Source organism: Providencia sp. PROV150 (assembly GCF_028481025.1).
In the GTDB taxonomy this organism is placed as follows: Bacteria; Pseudomonadota; Gammaproteobacteria; order Enterobacterales; family Enterobacteriaceae; genus Providencia; species Providencia hangzhouensis.
The window spans coordinates 131,061-148,425 of record NZ_JAMPPJ010000024.1 but is presented as its reverse complement, the minus strand read 5'-3'; the positions used below and the strand labels follow the sequence as shown (position 1 = coordinate 148,425).

Annotated in this window: 16 protein-coding genes; 1 reads left to right on the top strand and 15 read right to left on the bottom strand. The window is 42.2% G+C overall.

Annotated features, from left to right (window positions below):
• Nucleotides 1-61: 61 nt before the first annotated feature.
• The 14 genes from ubiB to ltnD all read right to left on the bottom strand — a co-directional run bounded on the left by ubiB (nucleotide 62) and on the right by ltnD (nucleotide 14,213).
• A complete protein-coding gene (gene ubiB / locus PSE83_RS15775; RefSeq protein ID WP_004260814.1) occupies nucleotides 62-1,696 on the bottom strand; it encodes a ubiquinone biosynthesis regulatory protein kinase UbiB in 1,635 nt (544 codons plus the stop codon).
• Nucleotides 1,683-2,336 carry a ubiquinone biosynthesis accessory factor UbiJ gene (locus PSE83_RS15770; protein ID WP_094961391.1) on the bottom strand — a complete coding sequence of 218 codons (654 nt, stop codon included), beginning with the start codon at nucleotides 2,334-2,336 and terminating at the stop codon, nucleotides 1,683-1,685. The genes ubiB and PSE83_RS15770 overlap by 14 nt, the downstream gene beginning before the upstream one ends.
• 1 nt (nucleotide 2,337) lies before the next feature.
• Entirely contained in the window at nucleotides 2,338-3,093 is a 756-nt protein-coding gene (gene ubiE / locus PSE83_RS15765) for a bifunctional demethylmenaquinone methyltransferase/2-methoxy-6-polyprenyl-1,4-benzoquinol methylase UbiE (protein WP_004260818.1), read from the bottom strand.
• A 75-nt stretch (nucleotides 3,094-3,168) separates the two neighbouring features.
• On the bottom strand, nucleotides 3,169-4,524 hold the full coding sequence (rmuC, locus tag PSE83_RS15760) for a DNA recombination protein RmuC (protein ID WP_096865126.1): 1,356 nt from the start codon (nucleotides 4,522-4,524) through the stop codon (nucleotides 3,169-3,171).
• Nucleotides 4,525-4,631: 107 nt separating this feature from the next.
• Entirely contained in the window at nucleotides 4,632-5,162 is a 531-nt protein-coding gene (locus PSE83_RS15755; RefSeq protein ID WP_004260821.1) for a DedA family protein, read from the bottom strand.
• A 149-nt stretch (nucleotides 5,163-5,311) separates the two neighbouring features.
• Nucleotides 5,312-6,094, bottom strand: a complete 783-nt coding sequence (locus PSE83_RS15750; protein WP_096865127.1) for a tyrosine-protein phosphatase — start codon at nucleotides 6,092-6,094, stop codon at nucleotides 5,312-5,314.
• Between the two features lie 274 nt (nucleotides 6,095-6,368).
• A complete protein-coding gene (udp, locus tag PSE83_RS15745; RefSeq protein WP_004260826.1) occupies nucleotides 6,369-7,127 on the bottom strand; it encodes a uridine phosphorylase in 759 nt (252 codons plus the stop codon).
• Nucleotides 7,128-7,416: 289 nt separating this feature from the next.
• Complete coding sequence (locus PSE83_RS15740; protein WP_272660974.1) at nucleotides 7,417-8,793, bottom strand: GntP family permease; 1,377 nt, start codon at nucleotides 8,791-8,793, stop codon at nucleotides 7,417-7,419.
• 10 nt (nucleotides 8,794-8,803) lie between these two features.
• The gene (denD, locus tag PSE83_RS15735) at nucleotides 8,804-9,763 is read right to left on the bottom strand and encodes a D-erythronate dehydrogenase (protein WP_004260834.1); all 960 of its coding nucleotides are present in this window, start codon (nucleotides 9,761-9,763) and stop codon (nucleotides 8,804-8,806) included.
• Between the two features lie 63 nt (nucleotides 9,764-9,826).
• Nucleotides 9,827-10,594 (bottom strand): DeoR/GlpR family DNA-binding transcription regulator, encoded by a 768-nt coding sequence (locus PSE83_RS15730; protein ID WP_004260836.1) that lies wholly within the window; start codon nucleotides 10,592-10,594, stop codon nucleotides 9,827-9,829.
• Nucleotides 10,595-10,606: 12 nt separating this feature from the next.
• Complete coding sequence (gene otnI / locus PSE83_RS15725) at nucleotides 10,607-11,386, bottom strand: 2-oxo-tetronate isomerase (RefSeq protein ID WP_004260839.1); 780 nt, start codon at nucleotides 11,384-11,386, stop codon at nucleotides 10,607-10,609.
• A 10-nt stretch (nucleotides 11,387-11,396) separates the two neighbouring features.
• Complete coding sequence (gene otnC / locus PSE83_RS15720) at nucleotides 11,397-12,038, bottom strand: 3-oxo-tetronate 4-phosphate decarboxylase (RefSeq protein ID WP_004260842.1); 642 nt, start codon at nucleotides 12,036-12,038, stop codon at nucleotides 11,397-11,399.
• Complete coding sequence (gene otnK, locus PSE83_RS15715) at nucleotides 12,031-13,308, bottom strand: 3-oxo-tetronate kinase (protein WP_004260846.1); 1,278 nt, start codon at nucleotides 13,306-13,308, stop codon at nucleotides 12,031-12,033. The genes otnC and otnK overlap by 8 nt, the downstream gene beginning before the upstream one ends.
• Nucleotides 13,305-14,213 carry an L-threonate dehydrogenase gene (gene ltnD / locus PSE83_RS15710; RefSeq protein ID WP_004260849.1) on the bottom strand — a complete coding sequence of 303 codons (909 nt, stop codon included), beginning with the start codon at nucleotides 14,211-14,213 and terminating at the stop codon, nucleotides 13,305-13,307. Before ltnD ends, otnK begins: the two co-directional genes overlap by 4 nt.
• Nucleotides 14,214-14,595: 382 nt before the next feature.
• Here ltnD and PSE83_RS15705 point away from each other — a divergent pair, with 382 nt between their 5' ends.
• A complete protein-coding gene (locus tag PSE83_RS15705) occupies nucleotides 14,596-14,985 on the top strand; it encodes a YidB family protein (RefSeq protein ID WP_004260854.1) in 390 nt (129 codons plus the stop codon).
• 57 nt (nucleotides 14,986-15,042) lie between these two features.
• Here PSE83_RS15705 and metE read toward each other — a convergent pair whose 3' ends face one another.
• Nucleotides 15,043-17,316: a 5-methyltetrahydropteroyltriglutamate--homocysteine S-methyltransferase gene (gene metE / locus PSE83_RS15700; RefSeq protein ID WP_004260857.1), complete on the bottom strand. Its 2,274-nt coding sequence runs from the start codon at nucleotides 17,314-17,316 to the stop codon at nucleotides 15,043-15,045.
• Nucleotides 17,317-17,365: the final 49 nt, after the last annotated feature.

The following is a 17,365-nucleotide window of genomic DNA, read 5'->3' as shown; positions in this document are numbered from 1 at the left end:
AACCAACACAAAATACGGAAATGTTCACAGCCTTATAAACTTGTCGCAAAACAAAGTTTACTTAATTTCCGCCGGTTTTACACCAACCAAACAACCAAGACAGTGCACCTGCCACCATAAATACAATTCCAAACGGTGTGAGATTAGAAATGAGGAATAGAGTCCCACAGAGAATAAATGTAGCACCGATACCTAAAAGGTACTGAGATTTACGCTGCTTATTACGCTGACTTTTCAGTTGTTGAGTTAGTTGATCGATATTTGATTGTAAGTACTTATGTTGCCGTAATGCACCATAAATTAAATCCGGTATTTCAGGCATTTTTTCTGCCCAATAAGGTGCTTTTTCTTTTAATGCTTGGGTAATTGCAGGTATCCCTACTTGGCTATGAACCCAGTCCTCTAGAAATGGTTTTGCGGTTTTCCAGAGATCAAGTTGTGGGTAAAGCTGCCGCCCTAGCCCTTCTACATACAATAATGTTTTTTGTAATAATACCAACTGTGGTTGAACTTCCATGTTGAAACGACGTGCTGTATTAAATAAATTCAATAATACTTGCCCAAACGAAATTTCAGCTAATGGTTTTTCAAAAATAGGCTCACATACGGTACGGATAGCAAACTCAAAGTCTTCCACATTTGTGTCTGAAGGGACCCAGCCGGAGTCAACGTGCAGTTCTGCTACCTTACGATAATCACGATTAAAAAAAGCAATGAAGTTTTCTGCCAAATAACGCTTATCTTCTTTGTTTAATGAGCCGACTATCCCACAGTCTATCCCTATGTATTTAGGGTCCTCTGGATGATCGTAACTAACAAAGATATTTCCTGGATGCATGTCAGCATGGAAAAAGCTGTCGCGGAAAACTTGTGTAAAGAAGACCTTAACACCACGCTCTGCCAGCAGTTTCATATTCGTTCCCTGCGCTTTAAGCGCAGTAATATCGGAAACTGGGATCCCGTAGATACGCTCCATGACCATCACGTTTTCACGGCAATAATCTGGATATACCTCTGGTATATACAGCATGGCGCTATTTTCAAAGTTACGACGAAGCTGAATGGCATTTGCCGATTCACGGAGCAAATTCAGCTCATCGATCAAGGTTTTTTCGTATTCACGCACGACTTCTTTGGGTCTTAATCGCCGCCCATCTGGCAGCAAAGGAACCCAATTTGCAATACGATACATTAACTTAATATCAGCTTTAATAATTGGCAGAATATCAGGACGAATAACCTTGATGACAACATCTTTACCATTTTCTTTTAACGTTGCGGTATGCACCTGAGCAATAGACGCAGAAGCTAAAGCTTGTTCATCGAAGTCATCAAACCACTGCTCTAAAGGCCCTTCGAGAGATTCCTCAATATAGCCTCGTGCCAGTTTGCCATCAAAACTTGCCACTTTGTCTTGCAATAGCGACAATTGATCTGCGATTGCAGGTGGGAAAAGATCTCGGCGAGTCGATAGCATTTGGCCAAATTTGATCCAAACTGGCCCGAGTTCTTGAAGGGCGAGACGAAGTCTTTCGCCCAATGTTTTGTCTTTATGCTTATTTTTAATCCAAAAGAAACCTAAGCGACCTATTCTTAATGGTAACGTTAGTTTAGTTTTGGGGATTAACTCATCTAATCCGTAAGAGAGAAAAACCCGAATAATGAAGTAAAGTCGTTTTATTTCACCGGGTGTCATTCTTCTCCTCCAACTGGCTTAAACGTTGCTCAAGTGCACTCATTGAATTTTCTACTTGCTCAACTTCATCACTAAAATGAGCAAGTTCAAGCTGGCTAGGCGCCATCTTCCATTCTTCAATTATTGCGTCTTTGATATACGTTTTTTGCCGTTTTACTAAATGAGATGCAAGACAAGCACCTTTATTCAGGAACTTGCTAAGACCTTCTGCCGCAACATCACCAATGTAAGGTGATAGATAATGAGCAGGATTCCAAATTGCTAAGTCAAGTAAAGAAGACCAGTGCTGTACAATTTGCATATCCCCTTCAATCACGATATCACCACGATTGATAAGTTGAGATAATTGCTGTTTGTCTTTCAATTTAACTAGCGTAAAGATGGATGTTTTAATGGTACAGTCCGCAGGCTCAACCCACTGGCTTAACACATCAACATGATTTTCAGCAAAAACGAGTGTTAACGTTTTATTCAGTTCTTTAAGTTCAATAGCCATAACCTTGCCGGCCAAGCGCATTCTAGCTGGCTGTAGAACTTTTTCTTTAAACAACATGTGGTTAAGAGAGGTTTCCATCAATGCTGTTATCAAAGAATACAAAACTGTATTTTGATTTTCGGTATGTGTTGATGGTGCTTCCATCTTAGAATTTAAACCCTTTATGCAATGCGACAATTCCACCTGTCATATTAGTGTACGTCACCTGTTCAAACCCTGCATTTTCCATCATACCTTTTAGTGTTTCTTGGTTTGGATGCATACGGATTGACTCAGCTAAATAGCGATAGCTATCGGGATCATTAACGATCGCCTGACCAATACGAGGAAGTATATGGAATGAATAGGCATCATAAGCTTTATTCAGTGGCTCAATAATTGGCTTGGAGAACTCTAACACCAATAAGCGCCCACCCGGCTTTAACACTCGGAACATAGAGCGTAGCGCTTTGTCTTTATCGGTGACATTACGCAAACCAAAAGAGATAGTAATGCAATCAAAATAGTTATCAGGGAATGGCAGTTCTTCTGCATTGGCTTGTACATAATTAACATTACCAACAATGCCTAGGTCACGTAATTTCTCACGCCCCATTTTTAGCATTGAATCATTAATATCTGCGAGTATGACCTCACCTTTTTCACCGACTAAACGTGAAAATTTAGCGGTTAAGTCACCCGTTCCACCTGCAAGGTCAAGTACTCGTTGATTACGACGCACCCCACTCGCTTCAATGGTAAAACGCTTCCAAATACGATGGATACCGAATGACATCAAATCATTCATTAAGTCATATTTTGATGCTACTGAGTGAAAAACATTCGCTACTAGGCCAGCTTTATCTTCTTTGCCGACAGTACGGAAACCGAAATCAATGGTTTCTTTAGTTGGTTCAGTCATTTCTCTTATGCCTGCTTATCATTCAAACTTTTGTAGGAAGTGTAACAGTCTTTGGGCCAAAACCCTATCAGAAGTCTAAGATTCCGCACAATTAGACGTATCTGATCGCTCAACCAATTGGGGCTGGATAGGTTGTTTAATTTCGACCCCAAGCTCTTTAAAACTTTCCGCCTGGCTAATTAAATTTCCACGGCCTTCGGCAAGGCGTTTCATTGCCGATAGGTAAGTATTATTTGCTTTATCAAGACTGGTGCCTAAAACCTGCATATCATCCACAAACAAGCGCAGCTTGTCATACATTTTCGCTGCTCTATTTGCTATCTCCTGGGCATTTTGCCCTTGGCGTTCATACCGCCAAATATTATTAATTGTCCTCACCGCCACTAACAATGTCGAAGGACAAACTAACATAATATTCTGTTTAATTCCTTCATCAAGTAACTCAGGAGCTTCTTTCAAAGCCAGTAAATACGCAGGTTCAATAGGGATAAACATTAAAACGTAATCTAATGAACGAATTCCCGGTAACTGATGGTAATCCTTGCGGCTTAGCATACGCATGTGATTGCGGATAGATGCCACATGGTTTTTTAACGCCTGTTGCTGTTCATGTGGATCTTCGCTATTGAAGTACTGTTCATAGGAAACCAACGACATTTTGGCATCAACAACCACATCTTTCCCTTCAGGAAGATGGATAATCACATCCGGTTGATAGCGGCTATTATAACTTGTATTAATGCTAACTTGGGTTTCAAACTCACTTCCTTCACGTAAACCTGAGACTTCGAGGATCCTGGTAAGAATAGTTTCCCCCCAGTTTCCTTGAATTTTGTTATCCCCTTTCAAGGCTCGTGTCAGGTTAACCGCTTCTTTGGTCATTTGATTATTGAGCTGCTGTAATTGCCGAATTTCATAGGCTAAAGTGTGGCGTTCTTTCGCTTCTTCACCAAAACTTTGCTGAACTTGCTGACGAAAACCTTCTAATTGCTCACGAAAAGGTGACAGCATCGCCAATAGGCTTTTTTGTTGTTGCTCTGATGCACGACGCTCATTTTGTTCAAAAATACGATTTGCTAAGTTTTCGAATTGTGCTGTCAGCCGTTGTTCGCTATTTTGTAAAATTCGCTGTTTTTCTTCGTTGGCTAGCTGGTTCTGTTCAAAACGAGTGATAACTTCGCGAAGCTCCGCTTCTTGTTCTCGGTTAATATCCCTTTGAGTGCGCAATTCTTGATCTAGCCTGTCATACTCTTCTTTCCATTGCGCAAGGTGGATGTTTTTTTCGTCACTTGCAGCAAGTTGGCGGTTGAGTTGTTGTAGTTCCTGATCTTTTTGCGCAATTTTTTGGGCAATAGAGAACCAAGCGGCTAAACCACCAACTAAAACGCCACTCAACGCACCAATAACTGCATATAAAAGAGAGGTATCCACGGTTAAATCCTTACTTTACAAAGTCTAGTGTAAGGTAATGGGATACTGTATAAGTGTCCAGAGGTAATTTAGCCATCGAAGAAAATTTTGCGAAGCACTTCGCAAGCTTAGCCTATCCAACTTGCGAACCATTTCAGGCCGAGCGCTCCCGGCGCTAAAATACCAAATGCCCAAATCATCGCGGAAGCGATATTCGCAAGTTGGAAATGCCGTTGTGGCATGGCGCAAATCCCTGCAACCAAGGGAACAATAGCTCGTAACGGCCCGAAGAAGCGCCCAAAGAAAATTCCCCAAATACCCCATCGGTCAAAGAAACGCTGCCCTTTATCGATCATTTGTGGGTTACGAGAAATCGGCCACATATGGCGTACATTTTCTTTGTAATGATAACCAATCCAATAAGAGAGCCAGTCCCCAAAGAAAGCACCGAGAGCTGCTGCTAACCATATTGGCCAGAAAGTAATATTACTTTCACCAATTAAAGCGCCAAGCGCGAGTAAAATAACCGTTGCTGGTAACAGGAGTGACAAAAATGCCAAAGATTCCCCAAACGCCAAAAAGAAAATAATAGGAAGCGCCCATACTTCATGTTCGCGTGTAAAGTCCGTCACTATGGTGACAATTTCATTGAGTGTCACGGTCAGTTCCTTTCATTAGGGAATAATCAGAATACTGTAGCGAAAAAGTGGTAAATCAAGATTAAACAAAGCAGAAACATTTTTAGAAAAACTAAGTTGTGGATACGGAAAAATGGATTATCCACAACTCATCTTACAGTAAGTGAAACTTAGTCCAAAAACTGACTCTGCAGTGCTTCTCGTTGTTGCCTTCCTAAGCCAAAATCTTTTTCTAGCCATTGGTCAACATTGCCATAATGGCTTTCAATACTGTTTAGAGCCGTTCTTAAAAAGTCTTCACGTACCGAATAGACATACTCAAATTTTTTCACAATGCTTTCGTCCATCGTTTTTGCATGTTCTTCGAGTAAATGCTTGCGGTATGGTGCAAGTGTTTCATTAGTCAGTAAGTAATCTTCCATTACAGTGTCTAAATCTGCACCTAAAGCAAATAATACTAATGCGGACCCGACGCCAGTACGGTCTTTTCCTACCGCACAGTGTTGTACGATACCACCTTTTTCTGGCTGTTTGAGTAAATTGACCAATTGGTGATAAGCAGGATTGTTCAGTGGTAATAATTCATATAAACGGAACATAAAAGCTTGCGGGTCAAATTGTTCTAGTATTTCAGGCGTGAGTTTATCTAAATTTGCTGTGACCTCTTTTGCTAACGGATTTGCTGGCGCATGCACATAATGCGCGCCTTGCCAAATGACATCAGGCTTATCTAAGATTTCAGCTTCATCACGATAATCAATGATTTGGAAAAGATTTTGTGAACGTAGAACAGCTTCGTCCTCTTGAGTTAATCGGTCTAACGCACCGGAACGAAACAGGACTCCAGGCTTGATCTTCCCACCATTAGCGAGTTTTTTACCACCAAGATCGCGGAAGTTAATACCGCCTTTTAAAGGCAAAACAGAAGGATGAAGATAAGGTGTTGTTGACATAATAATTCCTTTTCGCCCTACAGCTTTCATTCCAGTTAGCAATAAAACAAATGTAACCTGAACAATTTAAGGGCACATAATATTGATAATTGTTTTTATGACAATAACAGATCTAGCGAATAAGAGGATCAGAATATTTCCTGTAAATTGATTAACAATTGTAACATTTATAAAGGAAATAAAGAGAAATAAGAGGTATGTAAAAGGACTAAGCCCGCTTACTTTTTGTCCACAACCGAGTGAAAGTCAAGTAAACGGGCCAGTAAATCACGGACTACAGTAAGCGGCGTGCAGCTTCAACCACAATACTTAATACGTTACCTTCAGTTTTCTTCAGTAACGCTTCATTTGGAATTTCTTGTTGGGTACGATTTACGATAACACCCGCAACCATACCAGCACGTAACCCTTTACTACTAGAACACATAGTCAGCAATGTGGCTGATTCCATTTCGTAGTTCATCACGCCCATGTCTTGCCACTCTTTCATCGAACCTCTGAAATGACGCATCACACGGCCAGTATAGGTATCATAACGCTCTTGACCTGGGTAGAAGGTATCAGATGATGCAGTTACACCAACATGAACGGTTGCACCTGCATCTTTCGCTGCGGCATAAAGCGCATTGGTACAATCAAAATCGGCAACTGCTGGGTATTCTAATGGCGCGAAGTGTTGGCTAGCACCGTCTAAGCGAACTGCTCCAGTTGTCACTAAAACATCACCGACATTGATATCTTCTTGGATTGCACCTGTTGTACCAATACGTAAGAAAGTGCGAATACCAAGCTGCGCAAGTTCTTCGACTGCAATAGACGTTGATGGGCCACCGATACCGGTTGAACAAACAATGACGGCTTTTCCGTCAACCTCACCACGCCAAGAGGTGTATTCACGCAATGACGCAAGGTGTACAGGGTTATCCATCAGACGTGCAATTTTTTCAACACGGTTAGGATCCCCAGGAACAATCGCTACGGTCGCACCCTGTAAGTCACTTTTCTTTAAACCTAAGTGGAAAACGTCAGACATTTCAAACTCCTTTACACAATGGCATCATTAAATCAGTCAATACTGATTAATCGTTATTTATAATATAGCGATAAAGCCATAATTTTTTAGTGATGAATGTCACTTTTAATGAAAGCAGTAAAAGTTTAATTTCATTATTAAGTGATTTATATCACATTTATTCATTGATTTTATTTCTCTTTAAAATCCATTGTCATCAGTATAGATGAAAGTTTGATATAACGACAAAAGCGCCCCTGATTGCTGGGCGCTTTGATTATTTGGCAGAACTAAAAATAGTAACGCTATATTAGAGAATTACATCAAGAACGAGGACACCAACTAGACCTATTGCCCACGCAATGGTGGTCGGAATAGACCAAACAATGATTTGCTGTTTAACGTCCTTAATTCCCATCATTCTGTTCACAACCCAATACAGGCTGTCGTTAAAGTAACCGAAGAACAGAGACCCCATGGTTGCCGCTTGCGCTGCGACCAATAAGTTAATATCAGGTATTTGGCTAATGATTGGTGCAGAAATAGATGCTGCGGTAATCATTGCTACTGTACCCGAACCTTGAATCAAACGAACCAACGTCGCGATGATAAACGGAATCAATACAGGTGTAATTGGCAGATTTGCTACATGCTCAGCAAGAATGTTTCCTGTGCCACTATCGCGCATTACCGCGCCTAATGCACCACCAGCCCCCGTAACAAGCAGAATAATACCGGCTGCTTGTAAGCCTTCTTCCATACGGTCGATGACTTCTTCTTTCGTTGCTTTTGGCATTAATGTGTAAACAGAGATCAACACACTAATTGATAATGCAATAATGGGTGCGCCTAAAAATTCAAATGTTTGGAAATACCAATTGCTTTCCATACCTTGGAAAGATTCTGTTTTAAGAATTAATCCATTAATTGCATTTATGAAAATTAACAAAATAGGCGTAATAATCGGTAAAAGCGATAAGAACAGGCTTGGTAATGGTTTATTCGCTTTTTCTTCCATATAACGAGCGTGAACTTCTTTCAGGTCTTCACTACCCGTTTCATCTGGCATAAATTCAGGGTATTTAGTCCCTAACCATTTTGCGTAAAGAACAATACCGATAACACAAGGAATAGCGAGGCTCATTCCTGCTAGGATCATTGCGCCAACATCGACACCAAAGATCCCTGCCACGCCTAAAGGCCCAGGTGTTGGTGGAACGGTGTGGTGTGTCACCACTAACCCACCAGCGAGTGCAACGCCTAAAGTCAGTATGCTACGTTTACCATTTTTGGCTAATGCTTTTGCCAATGGGTATAAAATCACAAAAGCGGAATCAACGAAGATAGGAATACTGACAATATAACCGGTAATTGCCAACGCCCATTCTTCACGCTTTTTTCCTAACCATTTGATAAAGCTATAAGCGATCTGTTCAGCAGCACCTGAAACTTCCAGCACCCTTCCCATCATTACCCCGAGTCCGATAACAATACCGATGCTACCGAGTGTTGACCCAAAGCCTTTTGTAATGACTGTCACGGTCTCTGCCGCAGTCAAACCACCGGATATACCCGCGATTGCTGCAGCAATTAGCATTGCTAATAACGCATGAACACGCGTTCGTAATACTAAGAAGATCAAGACAAATATGGCCACTGCGAGGCCAATAACAGGAATATAGGACATAGGCTATCTCCTACTTAGACGAACCGTGGTGGGTGATAAACGAACGGATCGCATCACCAAACGAGCCATCTGCACGAAAACCGAGATCCAATGCACGGCTGATATCAAATTTGCCCGGCCAGCTCGCCACAATACGGTTAATGGCTTCATCAGGCTCAAAGCGAATAAGATCCACAGCTTCTTGGCCTGCAACATCACGCAAAGCATCGATCATACCTTGGACGGTAACGGTGATACCTGGCAGGTTCACCGTGCGTGATTTACCAAATTTTTCAGCAGGGATACTGACCGCATGAATAAAGTTGTTAATCACAGTTTCAGGGCTAGATAACCATAACGCGAGATCAGGGGAAACAGGACAAACACTTTCAACCCCATTTAATGGCTCACGAATAATGCCACTTGCGAATGAAGAGGCGGCTTTATTTGGCACCCCCGGACGAATACTAATGGTTGGTAAACGCATCACACGGCCATCAACAAAGCCTTTACGTGAATAGTCATTCACCATCAATTCACACATAGCTTTTTGAGCACCATAGGACGATTGTGGGTTAACGACACACAAGTCTGTGATGACATCAGGTAGCTCACCACCAAACACAGCGAGGGAGCTGGTGAACATAAATTTGATTGCAGGGTTCTTGGCACGAGCGACTTCCAATAATTGACGAGTGGCTTCAAAGTTAACCTTCATACCCAAGTCAAAATCACTTTCAGCGTGGCTACTTACGATAGCTGCGAGGTGGAAAACCACATCGGTTTGTGCATCAATCAGTTTATCAGCCGCCCCTGCTTGCGTTAAATCTAACGCGACGCAACTGACTCTGGCATCTTCAACCGGTGATGTAGGGCATTGAATATCGGCTAAAACAAGGTGGTCAAATTTTAAACCCTGGCTATTTTTAAGCAAAGCAGCGGCTAGCTGCTGGCCCAGAAAGCCTGCGCCACCAGTAATAATAACTTTCATTGTAATTCTCCTTGCTATAGCCTTTTAACTGGCTATGCAGTTTTAGGTAAGATTATTTATGTTTTATGTCTTGATTAAATGAAGTTTTATGTTTTGTTCTGTTATCCGCTGCACCACATCAGTTGGCAACTGATCATCACAAATGATGTCGTGCAATTGATTCAATGGGCAAACACGAAACATGCCATATTTGCCGAACTTACTACTGTCTGAAACCAGCACACAACGGCGAGCAACATCCAATAGCGTTTGTTTTATCTGAACCTTTTCCTCATGCGGGGTAGAAACCCCGTGCTGCAAATCCCATGAACTGGTGCTGATAAAAGCAATATCAACATTGAGGGTTTTCAGCATCATCGCAGCCGTATTTCCTACACTAGAATGGTTACGTTTATCCACCAATCCCCCGGTGTGGTATAGGTTTAGCTGCGACTTATTCATTAAGTACTGCATAATCGAAAAATCATTAGTGACAATCGTTAAGTTGAAACGCTCGCCGAGTACGCGTGCTATCTCAAAGGTAGTTGTTCCCGCATCGAGATACACCACTTGCCCATCTTCAACTAGTGAGCTGGCAAACTGGCCAATTTCACGCTTATGGCGATGATGTAACCGCGCTTTTTCACTCCAAGGTAACTCTTGGCGCAGCACATCATTTAACTTAACGCCACCACTAATACTGAGTACCTTCCCTTCTTCTTCTAACATCCGAATATCACGTCGCACTGTCATATGAGAGACATTCATTAGCTCAACCAAGTCACTGATCGATACGGTTTGATGTTCATGCACGTAACGGTAAATAAAATCACGACGCTCAGAAGGGAGCATAGGTTCTCCTAATTATGAATTTGCTTGTTTAAGCCAGCCTAATCCATCTTCGGTACGGCCTGCTGGATGGTATTCACATCCTAACCAGCCTTCATACCCCATTTCATCCAACTGCTTAAAAATCCATGGGTAATTGACTTCACCGCTATCCGGTTCATGACGATAAGGAACTGACGCTATCTGAATGTGACTAAATTTACCCCATAAACGTTCAATTGTTTTCAATAAATCACCTTCCATAATTTGGCAGTGATATAAATCCAACTGGATAAATACATTTTCACGAGCAATTTCAGGTAGTAATGCTTCAGCTTGTTTTTGTGTCGTCAAAAAGTATCCGGGCATATCGCGGGTATTGATGGGTTCGATAAGCACACGAATACCGTGCTCAGCCATCACATCCGCCGCATATTGAATATTTTTGATATAGCATGCAGTTTGCTGTTCAAGTGTATAGTTTTCATTCACTTTCCCCGCCATCGCATGAACTTGTTTACAGCCTAAGGCTTTTGCGTATTTCAAGGCCGTTTGTACGCCTTCGGCAAATTCTTTCTCACGACCTGGGATCGAAGCCATACCACGCTCCCCTTGTGCCCAATTTCCCGCTGGCATATTAAACAGAGCTTGTGTTAAATGGTGTTTACTCAGCTCACCCGCAATGACATCGGCATCTTCTTCATAAGGGAAGAGGTATTCGACACCTTTGAATCCCGCATTTGCAGCACGTTCAAAGCGCTGTATAAAAGGCACTTCGGTAAACATCATGCTTAAATTTGCAGCAAATTTAGCCATTTTCGCCTCGCTACTTTTGTGGATAACGACTTTCGAGCTGTTCAACTTGCTCTTGCGTTAATGTTGTAAAGCCATGTGGGCGTAATGTGATATATAAGCGAGCTGTATCTTCTAACTCTTCTGCATTGAAGAAAGCTTGTCTTAACGTTTTGCCACCCACGACCGGACCATGATTTGATAGCAATACCGCATTATGTGTCGGTGCTAATTTTGCAATTTCCTCACCAATTCGGTCATCCCCCGGTGGCAAGTATTCAATCAATGGCAATTTCCCCACTCGCATCACATAATAAGGTGTGATGGGAGGTAAACAATTTTTTGTATCTAACCCCGGCAAGCAAGACAACGCCGTTAACCAAGGTGAGTGAAGGTGAACAACTGCTTGGCAATCAGGGCGTTGCAAATACATCGCCATATGCATAGAAACTTCTTTTGTCGGCTTATCACCCCCAATCCAATTGCCTTGTGCATCGAGTTTACTCAGTTTGTTAGGGTCTAAATCACCAAAGCTGGAGTTTGTCGGTGTCACAATAATCGAACCATCAGGTAACCGAGCACTAATATTTCCTGCACCACCACTACTGTATCCGCGGTTAAACATTGATTTAGCCCAATCGACTAACTCTTGGCGCAGCGCCTTTTCATCACTCATTAAACATCTCCTGTGCAAACTGGAAGAAATTTTCTTGGCCGAAATTACCTGATTTCAGCGCCAACCAGCTACCGCTTGCTAAATCCTGTACCCATGGCACACCAGGGGCAATTGGTGAACCAATACTTAATTGTTCTGTTCCAAGGCTTTGAACCACTTTTCCTGAGGTTTCGCCACCCGCAATAATAAAGGTGTCATACCCTTTCGCTTGCAACAGTGCGACAACTTCACCAAATACCTTCTCGACCGCGAAACTTGATTCCGCTGCGCCATATTTTTCTTGTGTCTGTTTCAATAATTCAGGGGATTGAGTGGCATAAAGCATTGGCGCTAAACCGGTTAGTTGCTGTGCTTGCACCCAATCAGCTAATGTTTTGGCATACTCTGAGTTATTTAAACATTCACCCACATCCAACATTTTTGCAGGAGCAACTTGCTGATAAGCTTGCACTTGTTTGTTGGTCATTACCGAGCAACTCCCCGATAAAACAACCGTTTTTCTGTTTTTACCTGTTGGCTTTTCACCTCGTTGCGTTGTACCGCCCCATGGACATTGGCTATCCACATTCGCTAATGCAGCGCCGAGGCCGGAGCCCCCAGTTAACAGTGGCATGGCTTTAACCGCTTGTGCGATAGGAAGCAAATCATCCATCGTTAAGCTATCAACGACCGCGTAACTCACACCTTGTTGAGCTAACTCGGCAAGCTTTTGGCTAACAACGTCACTGCCTTTTTGAATATCTTCAAGTTTGACTAAACCTGCTTTACCTTTTGATTGTTTTTCCATCACACGCAATAAATTTGCGTCGGTCATTGGGGTTACAGGGTGATGCTGCATGCCACTTTCATTAAGTAGCTGGCCATTCACAAATAAATGACCGTGAATAACCGTTCTGCCGTTCACAGGTAACGCTGGGCAAACTAATGCTAAATCTGTTCCCAGTTGTGCCATTAATGCATCTGTAACGGGGCCAATATTGCCTTTTTCGGTTGAATCAAACGTTGAGCAATATTTAAAGAAAATTTGCTGACAATTCGCTTTTTGCTTCAGCCACTTACACGCATTGGTCGATGCACTAACAGCTTCATCGACAGGACAAGAGCGGCTTTTCAAACTGATCACTATCGCATCAACATCTTGTGGTACTGGTGTGTTTTCATCGGGTTCATTCAATAGCTGAACAACCTTCCAACCGTTTTGCACCATAAAGCCTGCAATATCTGTCGCACCGGTAAAATCATCCGCTATTACGCCTAACTTCACTGTCATGCTTTTTTCTCCGGTAAAGTAATACCTTTAAATGTTTTGATCACCGCGCTGTCATCCTGCTGACCAAAGCCTTCATTGCTCGCTGAAATAAACATTTGATGGGCTGTTGAAGCAAGTGGCAGCGGGAAATTTAATGCTTTCCCTGTTTCCATCACTAGCCCTAAATCTTTGACAAAAATATCGACTGATGATTTTGGCGTATAATCACCGTCTAAGACATGTTGCATACGGTTTTCAAACATCCATGAATTTCCAGCTGCATGGGTAACAATGTCGTACATCACGTCAAGGTCAATACCCGCTTTGGCGGCTAAAGCCATACTTTCTGCGGCAACAGCTATATGCACCCCAGCTAATAACTGGTGAATCGTTTTGACGGTTGAACCTAAGCCGACTTCATCCCCTACGCGATATAAGCGCTCAGAAATAGCGTTAAATACGGGTGAAAGCTGCTCAAATAGAGCTGGTTCACCTGAAGCCATTACAGTCAATTTCCCTTCAGCGGCTTTAATTGAGCCACCTGAAATAGGCGCATCTACAAGCGGTAATTGATATGAGGCAAGGCGCTGAGCGATATTTTTAGTTTGTTCCGCAGCCAAGGTACTGTGCAACACAATAACCGTACCGGGGCGTAGTTGTTCAACTAAAGGCTGTTCACCCGAAAATAAAATGGCTTCAACTTGACGACCATTAACCACCACCAGCAACAAAGCATCAATTTCATGGGCAAATTCCGCTGCATTTTGCCCCACTGCAATTGCGCCTGCGTTAAGTAGGCTTTTGCATGCATCTTGGTTTAAATCAAATCCATAGGTAGGAATGTTATTTTTTATAAGAGATTGTGCGATCCCCATCCCCATAGAACCTAGGCCAATCACGCCAATTTTATTAACGAAATTTCCCATAATGACCCCTGATGTTGTTAATCTTCGTGACTGTTGTGAATTTTCACACAATAAAATTCACAAACACATGACTAATATCACATTTGAGATAATATAAAAAACAAACAATATAAGCATAAATAATTGAATTAAAACAAAATAAATAAAAATCTACCTTAAACATGCTTTCACAGAATAATGTGATAGAAAATGTGACGCTCGTTATGTTTATTCACGTTTAATTCACAAATGAAAAACCTTTGTTTCTCTACTGGGCTATATTCAATGCATCATTTCTATTGACCTAAAACTCAAATTGCTGAAAATAGCCGACTACAATTTTTTGAATAATGCTCCATACTATGGATGAGAGCATAAATTGGCGGATTGCCTAGGAGATAACATGGGGTTATTTGAGCAAATGATGGGTATGGTTGCAGGCGATAAAATGCAACAATTTCAATCAGTAATAAACTGGGTTGAGGAGCAAGGTGGCCTTCAAGGTGTTATCGAAAAATTTAACGAGCAAGGCTTAGGCGGTGTTATTGCATCGTGGATCAGTGAAGGGAATAATTTACCTATCGATGCCAGCCAATTAATGCAAGTTTTTGGAAATGCAAATATCCAAGAATTAGCTCAACAGGTTGGCTTAGAGCCTCAAGCAACCTCAGAAATGATTGCTAAATATCTTCCTCAGTTGGTTGATAGCGCCACACCAAATGGCGAAGTCCCAGAAAACCTCGATTTGGCTTCTATCGGTATGAACTTACTGAAATCTAAATTATTTGGTTAATACTTTCTAAAAAGGCAGGGAAAACCTGCCTTTTTGACACACTAACTAATCGCCATTTTACTGATCATTTCTGAGCTGTTTCGCTGCTTCAACCATGTTAGCTAATGCTTGGCGAGTTTCTGGCCAGCCACGAGTTTTCAAGCCGCAATCTGGGTTAACCCATAAGCGCTCAACCGGAACACGCTTCGCCGCCTTTCTTAATAGCGCAACAATCCATTCCACATTCGGTACATTTGGTGAGTGAATATCATAAACACCGGGTCCAATTTCATTTGGATAATCAAAATCTTCGAATGCATCTAACAAATCCATATCTGAACGTGATGTTTCAATCGTAATCACGTCGGCATCCAATGCCGCAATGGAATCCATGATGTCATTGAATTCGCAATAGCACATATGGGTGTGAATTTGCGTGTCGTCATCCGCAATCGCAGCACTGAGCTTGAAAGCATCAACCGCCCATTTGAGGTAAGCTGCCCACTCGTCTCGACGCAATGGTAACCCTTCACGCAGTGCAGGCTCATCGATTTGAATAATACCGATACCCGCTTTTTGTAAGTCGTCCACTTCATCACGTAACGCTAGCGCAATTTGTTTCGCTATCGTTTCACGGCTAACATCTTCACGTGGGAATGACCAACATAGAATAGTGACAGGGCCAGTTAACATCCCTTTGACAGGTTTCTCCGTTAAAGATTGAGCATATTTTGCCCACTCCACCGTAATGGCTTCTGGGCGACTAATATCACCAATAATCACTGGCGGTTTAACGCAACGTGAACCGTAACTTTGCACCCAACCATTTTGGGTAAATACATAGCCATCAAAGTGCTCACCAAAGTATTCCACCATGTCATTACGTTCAGCTTCACCATGCACAAGGACATCGATATCTAAAATTTCTTGTTCTTTAATGGCTTGCTTAATATGTTCACTAATATTGGTGCGATAGTAGGTTTTATCCACATTCCCTTTTTTGAAGTCTAAACGTAATGTTCTGATTTCACTTGTTTGAGGAAATGAGCCAATCGTGGTTGTTGGCCATAATGGTAAGTTAAAGCGTTGACGTTGGCGCGCTGCTCGCTGTGGATAGGGGCTATAACGTTCTGTATCCCCTTCGCTGATTGCCGCCAAACGCTGAGCCACTGAAGCATTATTCACACGAGCTGATGTTCTACGCGCTCGAATAGGTGCGCTGTATGTATTTAGTTCAGCAATGTGGTTATCTGTTGGCTGATTTAACGCTTTAGTTAACAGAGCAAGCTCTTCACATTTTTGGATAGCGAAAGCAAACCAGCTTTTTACTTCGGCATCTAAACGCGTCTCATCATTTAAGTCAATTGGGCTGTGCAGTAATGAACATGACGTTCCTACCCATATATCACGCTGACCTAAGAGCGGCTTCACCTGTAAGAATTTTTCCCCTAAGTCAGCCTTCCATACATTACGGCCATTAATAATTCCTAGTGATAATACCCAGTCTGCTGGCAGTATTTGATGTAGTTTTTCAATATTATCAGCACCTGCAACCACATCAACATGTAGACCTTGCACAGGGAGTTGCTTAATCAAGTCTACATGGTGACTAATACCATCGAAATAGGTGGTTAGCAGTATTTTTATTTGGCCTGATAGCGCTTGGTAAGCCTGCTGATAAGCTTGCTGCCATTGCTCTGGTAAATCTAACACTAATGCGGGCTCATCGATTTGCACCCACTCAAGACCTTTTTCTGCTAAGCGCGACAAGATCTCCTGATAAACAGGTAATAATTCATTCAATAATGATAAGCGGTCAAATGGTTCCCCTTTCACTTTACCTAACCAAAGGTAGGTTATAGGGCCAATGATAACCGGTTTCACATTATGGCCTAATGCTAATGCCTCATCGACTTCATCAAGCAGCTGTGTCCAAGACAGGGAAAATTGTTGCCCTTTTTGAAATTCAGGCACGATGTAGTGGTAGTTAGTATTGAACCACTTCGTCATCTCACCTGCTGGAGCGGGTTTGCCCGTTGGTGCGCGACCGCGGGCTACTCGAAATAAGGTATCTAAATCAATCGAACCATCTTCATTTTGATGGCGTGGCGGCACATTGCCTAATAACAAACTGGTTGTCAGCACTTGGTCATACCAAGCGAAATCACCAACGGGTAATAACTCAACACCTGCCTCTTTTTGTTGCTGCCAATGGCGTACACGTAGTTGATAACCAGTTTCTAATAGAGCGGCTTGGTCAATCTTGCCTGCCCAATAATCTTCTTGTGCACGTTTTAGCTCTCTTTTTAGACCGACACGTGGAAAACCAAGTGTATGATTTATAACAGACATATTGACCCCTTAAAATATTTAGCCGTCTAGATGTTTACACATCCATAAT

What these genes read in the sequence shown, in the direction of transcription:
- ubiB (WP_004260814.1), bottom strand. Translation starts at nt 1,696, where the DNA reads ATGACACCCGGTGAAATAAAACGACTTTACTTCATTATTCGGGTTTTT.
- PSE83_RS15770 (WP_094961391.1), bottom strand. Translation starts at nt 2,336, where the DNA reads ATGGAAGCACCATCAACACATACCGAAAATCAAAATACAGTTTTGTAT.
- ubiE (WP_004260818.1), bottom strand. Translation starts at nt 3,093, where the DNA reads ATGACTGAACCAACTAAAGAAACCATTGATTTCGGTTTCCGTACTGTC.
- PSE83_RS15750 (WP_096865127.1), bottom strand. Translation starts at nt 6,094, where the DNA reads ATGTCAACAACACCTTATCTTCATCCTTCTGTTTTGCCTTTAAAAGGC.
- udp (WP_004260826.1), bottom strand. Translation starts at nt 7,127, where the DNA reads ATGTCTGACGTTTTCCACTTAGGTTTAAAGAAAAGTGACTTACAGGGT.
- PSE83_RS15740 (WP_272660974.1), bottom strand. Translation starts at nt 8,793, where the DNA reads ATGTCCTATATTCCTGTTATTGGCCTCGCAGTGGCCATATTTGTCTTG.
- denD (WP_004260834.1), bottom strand. Translation starts at nt 9,763, where the DNA reads ATGAAAGTTATTATTACTGGTGGCGCAGGCTTTCTGGGCCAGCAGCTA.
- PSE83_RS15730 (WP_004260836.1), bottom strand. Translation starts at nt 10,594, where the DNA reads ATGCTCCCTTCTGAGCGTCGTGATTTTATTTACCGTTACGTGCATGAA.
- otnI (WP_004260839.1), bottom strand. Translation starts at nt 11,386, where the DNA reads ATGGCTAAATTTGCTGCAAATTTAAGCATGATGTTTACCGAAGTGCCT.
- otnC (WP_004260842.1), bottom strand. Translation starts at nt 12,038, where the DNA reads ATGAGTGATGAAAAGGCGCTGCGCCAAGAGTTAGTCGATTGGGCTAAA.
- otnK (WP_004260846.1), bottom strand. Translation starts at nt 13,308, where the DNA reads ATGACAGTGAAGTTAGGCGTAATAGCGGATGATTTTACCGGTGCGACA.
- ltnD (WP_004260849.1), bottom strand. Translation starts at nt 14,213, where the DNA reads ATGGGAAATTTCGTTAATAAAATTGGCGTGATTGGCCTAGGTTCTATG.
- PSE83_RS15705 (WP_004260854.1), top strand. Translation starts at nt 14,596, where the DNA reads ATGGGGTTATTTGAGCAAATGATGGGTATGGTTGCAGGCGATAAAATG.
- metE (WP_004260857.1), bottom strand. Translation starts at nt 17,316, where the DNA reads ATGTCTGTTATAAATCATACACTTGGTTTTCCACGTGTCGGTCTAAAA.